The organism is Arenibaculum pallidiluteum (genome assembly GCF_017355985.1).
Classification (GTDB): Bacteria; Pseudomonadota; Alphaproteobacteria; order Azospirillales; family Azospirillaceae; genus Arenibaculum; species Arenibaculum pallidiluteum.
This window is the reverse complement of record NZ_JAFIQU010000001.1, coordinates 87,459-99,582: the sequence shown is the minus strand read 5'-3', so window position 1 is coordinate 99,582 and position 12,124 is coordinate 87,459. Positions and strand designations below refer to the sequence as shown.

Genomic DNA, 12,124 nt, shown 5'->3' with positions numbered 1-12,124 from the left:
ATGATTCCAGGCGAAGTCATCACCGCTCCCGGCGAGATCGTCCTGAACGACGGCCGGCCGACGGTCACGCTCGACGTCTCGAACACCGGCGACCGGCCGATCCAGGTCGGATCCCACTATCATTTCGCCGAGACCAATCCGGCGCTGTCCTTCGACCGCGCGAAGGCGCACGGGCACCGGCTGGACATCCCGGCCGGCACGGCCGTGCGCTTCGAGCCCGGCCAGGTGCGCAGCGTGACGCTCGTGCCCTATGCCGGCGGACGGATGGTCTTCGGCTTCAACGGCAAGGTGAACGGGAGCCTCTGAGCCATGGCGCACCGCATCGACCGCGCGGCCTATGCCGCCATGTTCGGACCCACCGTGGGCGACAGGGTCCGCCTCGCCGACACGGAACTGGTGATCGAGGTCGAGGAGGACCGCACGATCTACGGCGAGGAGGTGAAGTTCGGCGGCGGCAAGGTGATCCGTGACGGCATGGGCCAGTCCCAGGCGACGCGCGCGTCCGGCGCCGTGGATACCGTGATCACCAATGCCCTGATCCTCGACCACTGGGGCATCGTGAAGGCGGATATCGGGATCCGCGACGGCCGCATCTCGGGCATCGGCAAGGCCGGCAACCCCGACGTCCAGCCCGGCGTCACCATCGTGGTGGGGCCGGGGACCGAGGTGATCGCCGGCGAGAACCGCATCGTGACGGCCGGGGGCATCGACAGCCACATCCACTTCATCTGCCCGCAGCAGGCCGAGGACGCGCTCTACAGCGGCCTGACCACCATGCTGGGCGGGGGGACCGGCCCGGCCGCCGGCACCGCTGCCACCACCTGCACGCCCGGCCCCTGGCACATCGCGCGCATGCTGCAGGCCGCCGAGGGAATCCCGATCAATCTCGGCTTCTTCGGCAAGGGTAACGCGGCCCGGCCCGAGGCGCTGGTCGAGCAGGTGGAGGCGGGGGCCTGCGGCCTGAAGCTGCACGAGGACTGGGGCACCACGCCGGCCGCCATCGACACCTGCCTTTCGGTCGCCGAGGACCTGGACATTCAGGTCGCGATCCACACCGACACCCTGAACGAAAGCGGCTTCGTCGAGCACACCATTGCGGCGTTCAAGGGCCGCACGATCCACACCTTCCACACGGAAGGGGCCGGCGGCGGCCACGCGCCGGACATCATCAAGGTCTGCAGCCTCGCCAACGTCCTGCCGAGTTCGACGAACCCGACGCGGCCCTTCACCGTGAACACGGTGGACGAGCATCTCGACATGCTGATGGTCTGCCACCACCTCGACGCACGCATCCCCGAGGACGTCGCCTTCGCGGAGAGCCGCATCCGGCGCGAGACCATCGCGGCCGAGGACGTGCTGCACGACCTGGGCGTCATCTCCATGATGTCCTCGGACAGTCAGGCCATGGGCCGGATCGGCGAGGTGATCACCCGCACCTGGCAGACCGCCCACAAGATGAAGGTGCAGCGCGGTCCGCTGCCCGAGGACGGGGCCGGCAACGACAACTTCCGCGCAAAGCGTTACGTCGCCAAGTACACGATCAATCCCGCCCTGGCCCACGGCATCGCCCGCCACGTCGGCTCGGTCGAGGTCGGCAAGCTCGCGGACCTCGTGCTCTGGTCGCCGGCCTTCTTCGGCGTGAAGCCCGAGATGGTCCTGAAGTGCGGGACCATCGCCGCGGCGCTGATGGGCGATCCCAACGCCTCGATCCCCACGCCGCAGCCCGTCCACTACAGGCCGATGTTCGGGACCTTCGGCCGGTCGCTGCAGGCGAGCGCCGTGACCTTCGTCAGTGCGGCCGCCGCGGACAGCGGCATCGCCGGCCGGCTCGGCCTCGCGCGGATGGTGCTGCCGGTCCAGGGCTGCCGGAGCGTCCGCAAGACCGACATGGTCCACAACGGCGCGACGCCCGACATCCAGGTGGATCCCGAGACCTACGAAGTCAGGGCCGACGGCGTCCTGATGACCTGCGAGCCGGCCGAGGTGCTGCCTCTGGCCCAGCGGTACTTCCTGTTCTGATCCATGGTGTGGTCCATGCGATGTCAGCGACCCGTTAACCCTGTCATGGCATGCTGCTCGGGAATCCGGGGCAGGGGCGGGCATGATCGGCGTCTTCGATTCGGGACATGGCGGGCTGACGGTCCAGCGGCGGCTGGCCGAGACGTTTCCGGCGCTGTCCTTCCTCTATCTCGGGGACCACGCCAATGCACCCTACGGGCCGCGCACCGGCCCCGAGGTGCTGGAGCTGACGCGTGCCGGGGTGGACCTGCTGTTCGACCGCGGATGCCGGTTGGTGATCCTGGCCTGCAACACGGCGGCCGCGGTCGCCCTGCGCAAGCTCCAGCAGGAATGGCTGCCGGAGCGTGCCCCGGGGCGCCGCATCCTGGGCGTGCTCGTGCCGACGGTCGAGGCGATTACCGGCGCACCCTGGCGTGTCGAGACGCCGCCGGTCGGACGCGTCCAGGACACGCGCACCGTCGCGATCTTCGCGACCCAGCGCACCGTGCTCAGCAACTCCTTCCCGGTCGAGATCGCGAAGCGGGCCCCGGCCTTGCGCGTGGTCCAGCAGCCCTGCCCGGAGCTCGCGGGCGCCATCGAGGCGGGCGCGCCGGAAGCTGCCCTGCGCACGCTGGTCGCGAGCTACGTGGACGAGCTGCTTCACCGGCTGGGCGGTCGGATGCCGGATTCGGTGGTGCTCGGCTGCACGCACTATCCGCTGGTGGCGGGGCTCTTCGCGGACCGGCTGCCGGGAGTGCAGGTGCTCTCCCAGCCCGACCTGGTGGCGGAGAGCCTGGCCGGCTATCTGGAGCGGCGGCCGGAATACGCCGGCCGGGATGGGGGCGAGGGCGGTGGCGTCCGGCGCTTCCTGACGACGGGAGACCCGGCCCGGGTTTCGGCCCTGGCCCAGCGCTTCTTCGGCCGTCCCATGGCCTTCGAGCCCGTGCGCGCCGCCGCCGCCTGAGGAGGCGGCAATGACGCTCCGCCGGGCCGTCTCGGTGGAGCCCGCGGGCTCCTGGTCCGCGCCCGAGCCCGTGCGCGCGGCCACGCTGGCCTTCGACGAGCGTCATCGCCGCCGCATCCTGCTGAAGGACGACGCGGGGGAGCCGTTCCTGCTGGACCTCGCCAAGGCCGTGGTGCTCGGCGACGGAGACGGGCTGCGGCTCGAGAATGGCGGATGGCTGCGGGTGCGCGCGGCTGCGGAGGACTGTGCCGAGATCCGCTGCCCGACCCCGCGCGAGCTCGCCCGCATAGCCTGGCATCTCGGAAACCGGCACCTGCCTGTTTCGGTGGGGGAGGGCGTGCTGCTGTTCCGCTGGGATTCCGTGATCGTCGAGATGGTGCAGGGCCTCGGGGCCGAGGTGCGGCGCGTCAGTGCGCCGTTCACGCCCGAGGGCGGCGCCTATGGTGGACACCAGGACCATGGACATGACCACGGCCCCGGCCATGGCTGACGGGGCGCCGGGCCTTCGGGGCGAGAGCGCACGGCAGTCGCTGCTCCGCCTGCTGACATGGCTGAGCCCGAGCTTCCCCACCGGCGGCTTCAGCTACAGCCATGGCCTCGAATATGCCGTGGAGGAGGGGCTTGTCGCCGAGTGGCGCAGCCTCGCCGGCTGGGTCTCGGCACTGGTCGAGCACGGGGCGGGGCGCACGGATGCAGTCCTTTTCTGCACGATCCACAACGCCGTCGCGACGGACGACGCCGGGGCCTTCGATCGTGCCGCCGAGATCGCCGCAGTGATGCGCGGCACCCGCGAGCTGGCGCTGGAGAGCACGGCGCAGGGTGCGGCGTTCCTGACCACGCTCCGCGCCGCTTGGCCGGACCCTGCGCGGGAGGCCTGGGCAGACCGGATCGCGGCCTCCGGGCGGGAGGCCACGCATGCGGTCGCCGTGGCGCTTGCCGCGGCGGCGGCAGGGATCGCGCTGGCGCCGGCGCTCGCAGCCTTCCTGCATGCCTTCGCGGCCAACATCGTCTCGGCCGGAGTGCGGCTGGTGCCGCTCGGGCAGACCGACGGGCAGCGCGCTCTCGCCGCGCTCGAACCCGTGGTGCTGCGCTGCGCTGCGGCCGCGCCCCTCATTCCTCTGGACGATATCGGCGGGCGCGCGCCGCTCGCCGACTGGACCTCGCTTCGCCACGAAACTCAATATACGAGGCTCTTCAGATCATGACCGAGCATTCCCACACGGGACCCCTCAGGGTAGGGATCGGCGGGCCGGTGGGCTCCGGCAAGACGGCGCTGACGGACGCGCTGTGCAAGCGGATGCGGGACGGCTGGAACGTCGCCGCGATTACGAACGACATCTACACGAAGGAGGACGCCGAGTTCCTGACCCGCAGCGGGGCCTTGGCGCCCGAGCGGATCATGGGCGTGGAGACCGGCGGCTGCCCGCATACGGCGATCCGGGAGGACGCCTCCATCAATCTGGCGGCGGTGGACCAGATGATCCGGCGCTTCCCGGACCTGGAGGTGATCTTCATCGAATCCGGGGGGGACAACCTGGCCGCCACCTTCTCTCCGGAACTCGCCGACATCACGATCTACGTCATCGACGTCTCTGCCGGCGACAAGATCCCGCGCAAGGGCGGCCCCGGCATCACCCGGTCGGATCTGCTGGTGATCAACAAGATCGACCTGGCGCCGCTGGTCGGCGCGAGCCTGGAGGTGATGGATCGGGACGCGCGCCGCATGCGCGGCGAGCGACCGTTCCTGTTCACGAACATGAAGCAGCGCCAGGGCCTCGAAGAGATCGTGTCCTTCATCGTCAGGGCCGGCGGACTTCCCGCGGAACGCGAGCGGGCGGGGTAGGCCTGGAACCCCCGCGCGCGCCGGATGTTCTTGGCCTGAGATCAGGAATCAGGAGGACACCGGTGAGCCAATCCAGTCAGAACGTCCAGGGCCTCGAGCGTTGGGCCTCGATCCTGGGCGGGGGCGCCCTCGCGGCGCTCGGCATCCGCCGCGGATCGGTCGGGGGCACGCTGATGGCCCTTGCGGGTGGGGTCCTGCTGGCGCGCGGGGTGACCGGGCACTGTGCGGTCAAGGCCATGATCGAGGAGGGGCTGCCGGACATGACCGGCAGCACCGACGAGAACCTGATTCCCGACGAGTTCGACGAGGAGGGGGAGCACACCGCGGCGATCACGCGCGATCGCGAGACGGACAAGCGCGACCGGCCCTGGAACAAGGTGGACGAGGCCTCGGATCAGTCCTTCCCCGCGAGCGATCCGCCGAGCTACTACCCCGCCAGCGCATCCTGAGGACGCCATCCCGAAGGGCCCCGGCCGGATCTTCCGGCCGGGGCCCTTCGCGTTTCAAGCGCAGGGCGCAGGCGCTGATGCAACTCTATTACTTCAGTGCAGGTGCGAAATTGCGCTCATTCCTTGGCATTACCTCTGTAACCGTGATATTGCGGTGCGGCATAAAAAGATCCCGCAGTTGTTGGGACCAGGAACGAGGCAACGCGAGTTCCATCTGGAACTCCTTATATTAGGAGCAAAATCATGGCGATCGAGAAGGAAGTTCCCAAGAAGGCTGGAGACACTGTGCGTGTTGGTGCGGATGCCGTGTCCGGTCAGGCGCGCGACGCTATCGATACTCTGCGCGAGACGGTGTCGGTCGGCGCCGACGCCAGCCGGACCGCTGCCGGCGCGGCGGGCCAGACGGCCGAGCGCGCGAGTGCTGCGACCCGGGACATCACGACCAAAGCCGCCGAGACTACGGGCCGCGTGACCGAGGAGGCCGCGCAGCGCTTCGGGCAGTTCTTCAGCGCATCGGCGCGCGTCTCGGAGGAGGCCGCCCAGCGTACCCAGCAGACCGTGGATGCGCTCCTGCAGACCAGCTCGGTGGTGGGCGAGGGCATGCAGGCGATCATGCGGGAATGGGTTAACTACGCCCAGGGCGCCATGCAGCGCCAGGCCGACGCGGTGAACGAGATCCTGAAGGTCCGCAGCGTCCAGGATCTGCTTGCGATCCAGACCGAGCGTGTCCGGCGCGAGATGGAGCAGCTTCTCGACACCTCGACCCGGATCTCGGAGCAGGCCGCCAAGGCATCCAGCGAGGCCTATGGCAAGCTGCACAGCCAGGCCGAGCAGGGTCGCCGCGCCGCCTGACCACGGCCGGCCGGGCGGCCTGCCCCGGACCGCACCGGCTGCCGTTTTGAAGGCGCCCCGTCCAGGCGGGGCGCCTTCCTGCGTTTCAGGCCGCTTCCTCCGGGACCAGCCAGTCGACCAGGACCCCTCCGGCCTCGGCGCCCAACGCCTCGTGGAGCGGTGGCAGGATGCGGCCCAGAAGGTCGTCGAGGCGCCAGGGCGGGTTCACGATCAGCATTCCGCACCCGTTGAGCCGCGTATGCGTGTCCTCGGGATGGATCGTGATCTCGGCGCGCAGGATCTTGGGAATCCCCGCCGCGGCGACCGCCTCTTGGAAGCGCCAGACGGCCGGCCGCTCCTTGACGGGATACCATAGCGCCTTGATGCCGCCGGCCCAGCGCCGGTGCGCCAGCGTCAGCCCCTCGGCCAGGCGCGCGAATTCGTCCGTGGCCTCGAAGGGCGGGTCGACGAGCACCAGGCCCCGCTTCTCGCGCGGGGGGAGGTGGGCCTTGAGCGACTGGTAGGCATCCATGTGGTGGACGGCAACCTGCCGGTCCCGGGCGAACTCGGCCTTCAGGGTGCGGACGTCCTCTGGATGCAGCTCCACCAGGGTCAGCCGGTCGTCGGGCCGCATCAGATGCCGCACCACGCGCGGCGAGCCCGGATACCAGCGCGGCGTACCCGCGGCCCCGGAGTCGAGCGCGCGCACGGAATCGAAATAGGGGCCGAGCTCCGCAGGGAGCCTGTCCGCCGCCTCCAGCACCCGCGCGATCCCCTGCCGCCATTCGCCGGTCTTTCCGGCTTCGACCCCGGCGAGGTCGTAGCGGCCGATGCCGGCATGGGTGTCGAGAACGTGGAAGGGGGCGGGCTTCGCCTTCAGGTGCTCGACCAGCAGGGCGAGGATTGCATGCTTGAAGACGTCGGCGAAGTTCCCGGCGTGATAGGCGTGGCGGTAGTTCATGACCGCAGATGTAGGCCGGCCGCCCGCGTGAATCCACATAACCCTTCGAACCCGCCGCAAGCTCCCGCACGGCCAGGTGAAATTTACGATAGATTTACACAGAACATTCGTTCGGTCGCCTAGGGTGGGCCCTCGTTGTCGTGAGGGGGCTTCATGCGACCGGAAGAAATCCAGACGCTCCTGTCGAGCAAGTCGATCGCGCAAAGGGCCGCCCTGGCCGACCGCGCGGCGAGGGAACTCGACCATCCCGAGGTTCTCGAGCGCTCCGCGGCGGAATGGATCGTCCGGGCGCTCGTCGAGGACGTCAGCGAGTTCGTGCGCGCGGCCCTGTCCGAGGCGGTCTGCCGCAGCGAGACACTGCCGCGGGACGTGGCGCTCCAGCTTGCGTTCGACCTGAACGCCAGCGTGGCGGCACCGATTCTCGAGTTCTCGCGCGTGCTCACGGCCGAGGACCTGATGCGGCTGATCCTGGCCGTGAACAACCAGGCGCGCTGCGCGGTCGCGCGGCGCCCGGACCTGGAGCCGCGACACGTCTCGGTCCTGATCGAGCGCGGGAACGACGCCGTGCTGGCAAGCGTGGCCGGAAATCCGGAGGCGCCGCTCGACCATGCCAGCTTCGATGCGCTGCTTGCGCGCGCCCGGGAGCACACGGTCCTGCGGCTGGCGCTGCGCGGGGGCCTGCCCTTCGGCGTCTTGCGCAAGCTGCTCGACACGCTCGTGCGCCATTTCCAGGACGTGCTGTCGCGCCGGCCGGTGGTTCCGTCCGAGGCGCGCGCCCTGCTGATCGACGCCCGTCAGCGCACCCTCCTGCGCATCGCCCAGGAGCTGAACGGGCCGGAGATGGAGCGCTTCGCCTCGCTTCTCTTCGCCGCCGGCGAGCTGAAGCCGACGCTGCTGATCGCAGCCTTGCGGGCGGGGCCGAGAGCACTCTTCGAGGCCGGCATCGCGCTGCGCGCCGGCCTGCCCTCGACGCGGGTCCGGTCCCTGCTGGCCGATCGCAGCGGCTGCGAAGTCCTGTGCCGGCAGGCCGGTCTGCCGCAGCCGCTGATCGAAGGCCTCTGCGCCGAGCTGGCGCGGACCTGAAGCAGCTCGAGGTTCGTCCTGAACCTCAAGCCGATCCCAGCTCTTCGAGGTTCGGACGGATTCGCGCGTCCGGTCTCCGCTCCGGATCGCGATCCACTCTGAACTCCGCGCCGGCCGACGCGGCAAAAAAGAAGGGGCCGTCCGCGCCGTGGCGCGGGCGGCCCCCTTTACGCTGGGGGTCAGGAGCCAGCGTCTCAGTCGAGGGCGAGCAGCGCGACCTGGTGCTCGCGGAACTTCCGGCGCGTCTCGGGTGCGATGGCGGGCCGCTCCTGGCCGCCACAATCGGCGCTGTCCAGGAGCTGCGCGCTGCGCGGCTCGAGCTGCATGAGGTGCTCGTGGATCTTGCAGGTATACGCCACGCGCTGGGCGCGGGTGCCGCCCTGATAGCGGCCGATCGCCTTCGTCCAGCTCCCCATCTCGCTGCGCAGCCGCTTCAGGTAGCGGGCGGCGTAGAAAACGTTCTCGCGGGGGTCGAGGATCCGGTCGGCAGGCTTGAAGGCGTGGGCGTGGTAGGTGACCGAGAGTTGCATGCAGCCAACGAAGAGGCTGCTCTTGAGCCGGCCCGAGCCGTCGCGCAGGTGCCGGCGCGCCTCGTCGATGCTCTCGGGGCTGACGGAGCGTCCGTCATGGTTGATCGCGAAGGGTCGGGGCTTCCCGGACATGCCGGTTTCAACCAGCGATACGGCCAGCAGGAGGCCCGAGGGGAGTTCGAACTGACGCTCGGCCTCCAGCGCATGTTCGGTACACGACGGTGCCGTATTGGCCGTCGCGGCCGGGGCGGGGGGTGCGGCAGCTTCCGCGGGAGCGGGCGCCTGGCGCTTGGTCGGCTGGCTGGCGGGTGCCGGCGCGGCGGTCAGGGCGGTCGCGGCGATCGCGACCATGCCCAACAGGCCCCCGCGGAGCGTGCGCCCGAGGCGCGCAGTCGAATTCATGGGTGAACCCCCCTTGTCGTGTCACCCGCTTGCGCGCGGGCACCGGCCCCTGGGGCTCGGATTTGACCAACCGGACGCCGATACCGTTACGGCGCCCGCCTCCTCGGTTTGGCGCCGCTCCGTGCGGCGCCGATGCCTGTGCCGCCCCATGCGGCACGGGGGGAGTTTTCCCGTAAAATGCCGGGGGCGTCAACCGTCGAGGGCGGGTAATTCTCCGCAAGGGTGCACAGGGGGTTACGGAGAACCTCCTACGGCTTCGCCCGGTTGGAGTCCCGCGAACGTTGCGCATGGCGGCGCCCTGGCGCATATGTCCCGAAAGTGCGGTTTCCCTGGTGATTCCCGAGATCTCGATGGCTTCTCCGACCAGTCCCGGCCAGGATGCGCTGGCTGCCGCCCATGCCCTTGCGGAAGCCGGGAATCCCAAGGCTGAGGCGGCTTACAGGGGCATTCTTCAAGCTGATCCCGCCGATGCCGAAGCCTTGGGCGGCCTGGGCTTCTGGCTCGCCGCGGCTGGGCGTCCCCGCGAGGCTGCCGAGGCGTTGCGCCGTGCGGCCTGGATCGATACCGGAACGATGCGGTGGCTGCGCGCCTGGGCGGAGGCCGAGGAGGAGGCGGGGCGGATAGCCGAAGCGGCCGAGGTGCACGGGAGGATTCTCGAAAGGCGGCCCGACGACGCGGTCTCGCACCGCAAAATCGGTGATTTTAGGCGAATCACCGGCGAATCGGGCGATGCCGTCCGCCACTACCGCGAGGCGCTTCATCTCGACCCCTCGGACAGCGCGGCGCTCCTTGGCCTTGGCGGACTGCTCGTAGAGACCGGCGATGCCGTCGCCGCGCTGGAGCTTCTGCAGCCGCGGATGCGCCGAGATCCCGACGACCTGGCGCTCGTCGCCCTGGCCGCCAGGGCCTGGGCTGCGGTCGGCGAGCGCGGGAAGGCCATGGCCCTGGTGGCGCGCGCCCTCGATCTCGATCCAGAGGACCCCTTCGGCCTGCGCGGCCTCGCAGACGCGCTCGCGACCGCCGACGCGCTGAGCCCGGCCTTCGTGCGCGGACTGTTCGACACCTACGCCGATCGCTTCGACAGGGACCTGCTGGGCCGTCTGGACTACCGCGCGCCCGCCATCCTGCGCGAGGCCACGGCGCCGCTGCTCGCCGGGCGGGGCGAGCTGGACGTGCTCGACATCGGCTGCGGCACCGGCCTTGCCGGCATTGCCTTCAGGGACGCCGCGGCGTTCCTGGAGGGGAGCGACCTGTCGCCCCGGATGGTGGACAAGGCCGCCGCTCGGGGCATCTACGACCGGCTGGAGGTCGCGGAGCTGCGGGACTCCCTCGGCAGGCGCCCGGCGGCCCGGGATCTCGTGATAGCCGCCGACGTGCTAGTCTATCTCGGCGATCTCCACCCGGTCTTCTCGGCGGTGGCGGAGGCGCTCCGCCCCGGGGGAATGCTCGCCGCCACCGCCGAGCGTCTGGAGGGGGAGGGATTCGTCCTGGGCGCGACGCGCCGCTACGCCCATGGCGAGGCGCATCTGCGTGCGGCCGCCGCCGCCTCGGGGCTGGAGGTTGCGATCCTGGACCATGCCGTGCCGCGGCGCGAGAAGGGTCAGCCGGTGCCGGGCTGGGTATTCGTGCTCAGGAAGCCGGGCTGACGGCAGGGATCCAGCGGATCAGCGGGCCGGCCGCGCCCTCGACCACCCACTCGGCCAGCAGGTCGCCCGTGCGGTCCGTCTCCAGTGATGCCCAGCCGCGACCGGCCAGGAAGCGCCGGCCGTCGGCCTCGGGAAAATCGGAGAAGGACAGCTCCAGACCGTCCCGCACGATCTCGGCGGTGCGGCCGGCGCGCTCAAGCGTCTCGGCCCGGGGGGCAGGGACGGCTCCGTCCATGGCCGGCAGCGAGACCTGCCAGATCTCGTGGTCGGGCCCGCGCAACGTCGCCAGGCTGCCCAAGCCCCAGCCACCGCCCACCAGCGCAATCCTGGCGCCGGAACGGTGCGCATGGTCTCCCAGCAGCCTCAGGAGCCGCATCCATCCGGTCTCCCTCGCTTCGCTCCGCCAGCTCCCCTCGATCCGGGTCGAGGATCGGAGAAGGGCCCCGATTCCCCCGATCCGCGGCTCCAGCGGGGGCGGGGCGCAGATTACGAGCAGCAGGCGGTTGTCCACGAGGCGGTCGAGCCGGGCAGGCAGCCCACGCCAGGCGGGCTCGATCAGCGGATCGGGGCCGCGGCGAACGGTGAGGCCGAGCAGCCCGACGCCACCCGCGGCGAGATCCCAGCCGGAGCCCGGTTGATCGCCGACCTCTGGCGACCCCGCCTGGAGGCAGGCGGCGGCTCGATCCGCCTCGGCCAGGACGCCGCGGACGACGGGGCTGGCGGCCAGCTCGGCAGGCAGGGCGTCCCAGTCCTCGCCGCGGTCGGCGGTGCCCGGCGCCATGGCCGAGGGGACGCTGGCATGCAGCGCGGCCAGTTCGGGCCGGCGCCATGCCCGCAGGTAGCAATCCGCCAGGGTGGCGCCGGCCTCGGCCGTCATCTCGGCCGTGAAGGGCAGGGCGGCGCGCTCGCGCCATGCGCGCGCGCTCCATGCCGCGAGGATCGGGCCGGCGGTCCAGACGGCGCGCGCGTCGGCCTGCCCGCCGGCGCGCAGCATGAGATGGAAGGGGTTGGCCCGGTGCGCGCCGTTGAGCCGCGACCAGGGGCCGCCCGGCGGAGGGCCGGCACCGTCGGCCAGGGCCGCGATGCGGAGGCGGCCATCGCGCGCGGGAACCTGGAACCACCAGCGCTCGCCGCTCGGGAACCCGTAGAGCACGCGGCGGTCCGCCGCCTCGCGGGCGACGGCGAAGTCGAAGCGCCAAAGCGTCAGGCCGCCGACGGTGCCCACATGGCGCGGCGGGATCGGCAGCAGCACGCCTTCGGCCCCGAGGTCCGGCGGCTCCGCCTCGTCCTCGGCGGCGAACAGGGCCGAGACGCGCCAGCGCTCCTCCTGGACGCCGCGGAAGAGCAGAATGGGGCCTAACGCCGGGCGCCAGCCCCGTCGGGCCCGGGACCGGGGCGGCGACGCGGGCATGGGCAG

13 protein-coding genes are annotated in these 12,124 nt (G+C 71.0%); 10 read left to right on the top strand and 3 right to left on the bottom strand.

The genetic code is table 11. From position 1 onward, the window contains the following. From JUB13_RS00485 to JUB13_RS00450, 8 genes are all read left to right on the top strand, one after another. Window positions 1-306 (top strand): urease subunit beta, encoded by a 306-nt coding sequence (locus JUB13_RS00485; RefSeq protein ID WP_207476262.1) that lies wholly within the window; start codon window positions 1-3, stop codon window positions 304-306. 3 nt (window positions 307-309) lie between these two features. Then, window positions 310-2,019: an urease subunit alpha gene (gene ureC, locus JUB13_RS00480; RefSeq protein ID WP_207476260.1), complete on the top strand. Its 1,710-nt coding sequence runs from the start codon at window positions 310-312 to the stop codon at window positions 2,017-2,019. 82 nt (window positions 2,020-2,101) lie between these two features. Further along, window positions 2,102-2,962: a glutamate racemase gene (locus JUB13_RS00475; protein WP_207476259.1), complete on the top strand. Its 861-nt coding sequence runs from the start codon at window positions 2,102-2,104 to the stop codon at window positions 2,960-2,962. A 10-nt stretch (window positions 2,963-2,972) separates the two neighbouring features. Continuing rightward, entirely contained in the window at window positions 2,973-3,452 is a 480-nt protein-coding gene (locus JUB13_RS00470) for an urease accessory protein UreE (RefSeq protein ID WP_207476256.1), read from the top strand. Further along, window positions 3,421-4,167, top strand: coding sequence for an urease accessory protein UreF (locus tag JUB13_RS00465; RefSeq protein WP_236024639.1), 747 nt, complete (start codon window positions 3,421-3,423; stop codon window positions 4,165-4,167). The genes JUB13_RS00470 and JUB13_RS00465 overlap by 32 nt, the downstream gene beginning before the upstream one ends. Further along, window positions 4,164-4,805: an urease accessory protein UreG gene (ureG, locus tag JUB13_RS00460; RefSeq protein WP_207476254.1), complete on the top strand. Its 642-nt coding sequence runs from the start codon at window positions 4,164-4,166 to the stop codon at window positions 4,803-4,805. The genes JUB13_RS00465 and ureG overlap by 4 nt, the downstream gene beginning before the upstream one ends. Window positions 4,806-4,867: 62 nt before the next feature. After that, window positions 4,868-5,254, top strand: coding sequence for a YgaP family membrane protein (locus tag JUB13_RS00455; protein ID WP_207476252.1), 387 nt, complete (start codon window positions 4,868-4,870; stop codon window positions 5,252-5,254). 243 nt (window positions 5,255-5,497) lie between these two features. Continuing rightward, entirely contained in the window at window positions 5,498-6,106 is a 609-nt protein-coding gene (locus JUB13_RS00450) for a phasin family protein (RefSeq protein WP_207476250.1), read from the top strand. Between the two features lie 85 nt (window positions 6,107-6,191). Here the strand turns inward: JUB13_RS00450 and JUB13_RS00445 are convergent, their stop codons facing one another. After that, complete coding sequence (locus JUB13_RS00445; protein WP_207476248.1) at window positions 6,192-7,046, bottom strand: 23S rRNA (adenine(2030)-N(6))-methyltransferase RlmJ; 855 nt, start codon at window positions 7,044-7,046, stop codon at window positions 6,192-6,194. 153 nt (window positions 7,047-7,199) lie between these two features. Here JUB13_RS00445 and JUB13_RS00440 point away from each other — a divergent pair, with 153 nt between their 5' ends. After that, complete coding sequence (locus JUB13_RS00440; protein ID WP_207476246.1) at window positions 7,200-8,129, top strand: DUF2336 domain-containing protein; 930 nt, start codon at window positions 7,200-7,202, stop codon at window positions 8,127-8,129. Between the two features lie 194 nt (window positions 8,130-8,323). On the opposite strand, the gene JUB13_RS00435 is transcribed toward JUB13_RS00440, so the two are convergent. After that, window positions 8,324-9,061 (bottom strand): transglycosylase SLT domain-containing protein, encoded by a 738-nt coding sequence (locus JUB13_RS00435; RefSeq protein WP_207476244.1) that lies wholly within the window; start codon window positions 9,059-9,061, stop codon window positions 8,324-8,326. Between the two features lie 350 nt (window positions 9,062-9,411). On the opposite strand from JUB13_RS00435, the gene JUB13_RS00430 reads away from it, so the two are divergent. After that, window positions 9,412-10,707, top strand: coding sequence for a tetratricopeptide repeat protein (locus JUB13_RS00430; RefSeq protein ID WP_207476242.1), 1,296 nt, complete (start codon window positions 9,412-9,414; stop codon window positions 10,705-10,707). Here the strand turns inward: JUB13_RS00430 and JUB13_RS00425 are convergent. Continuing rightward, window positions 10,691-12,118 carry a hypothetical protein gene (locus tag JUB13_RS00425; RefSeq protein ID WP_207476240.1) on the bottom strand — a complete coding sequence of 476 codons (1,428 nt, stop codon included), beginning with the start codon at window positions 12,116-12,118 and terminating at the stop codon, window positions 10,691-10,693. The two genes, JUB13_RS00430 and JUB13_RS00425, sit on opposite strands and share 17 nt — an antisense overlap. Between the last annotated feature and the right edge of the window lie 6 nt (window positions 12,119-12,124).

Excerpts from the sequence above, each read along its gene's own strand:
- JUB13_RS00485 (WP_207476262.1), top strand. The coding sequence starts at position 1 with ATGATTCCAGGCGAAGTCATCACCGCTCCCGGCGAGATCGTCCTGAAC.
- ureC (WP_207476260.1), top strand. The coding sequence starts at position 310 with ATGGCGCACCGCATCGACCGCGCGGCCTATGCCGCCATGTTCGGACCC.
- JUB13_RS00475 (WP_207476259.1), top strand. The coding sequence starts at position 2,102 with ATGATCGGCGTCTTCGATTCGGGACATGGCGGGCTGACGGTCCAGCGG.
- JUB13_RS00470 (WP_207476256.1), top strand. The coding sequence starts at position 2,973 with ATGACGCTCCGCCGGGCCGTCTCGGTGGAGCCCGCGGGCTCCTGGTCC.
- JUB13_RS00465 (WP_236024639.1), top strand. The coding sequence starts at position 3,421 with ATGGACATGACCACGGCCCCGGCCATGGCTGACGGGGCGCCGGGCCTT.
- ureG (WP_207476254.1), top strand. The coding sequence starts at position 4,164 with ATGACCGAGCATTCCCACACGGGACCCCTCAGGGTAGGGATCGGCGGG.
- JUB13_RS00450 (WP_207476250.1), top strand. The coding sequence starts at position 5,498 with ATGGCGATCGAGAAGGAAGTTCCCAAGAAGGCTGGAGACACTGTGCGT.
- JUB13_RS00445 (WP_207476248.1), bottom strand. The coding sequence starts at position 7,046 with ATGAACTACCGCCACGCCTATCACGCCGGGAACTTCGCCGACGTCTTC.
- JUB13_RS00440 (WP_207476246.1), top strand. The coding sequence starts at position 7,200 with ATGCGACCGGAAGAAATCCAGACGCTCCTGTCGAGCAAGTCGATCGCG.
- JUB13_RS00435 (WP_207476244.1), bottom strand. The coding sequence starts at position 9,061 with ATGAATTCGACTGCGCGCCTCGGGCGCACGCTCCGCGGGGGCCTGTTG.
- JUB13_RS00430 (WP_207476242.1), top strand. The coding sequence starts at position 9,412 with ATGGCTTCTCCGACCAGTCCCGGCCAGGATGCGCTGGCTGCCGCCCAT.
- JUB13_RS00425 (WP_207476240.1), bottom strand. The coding sequence starts at position 12,118 with ATGCCCGCGTCGCCGCCCCGGTCCCGGGCCCGACGGGGCTGGCGCCCG.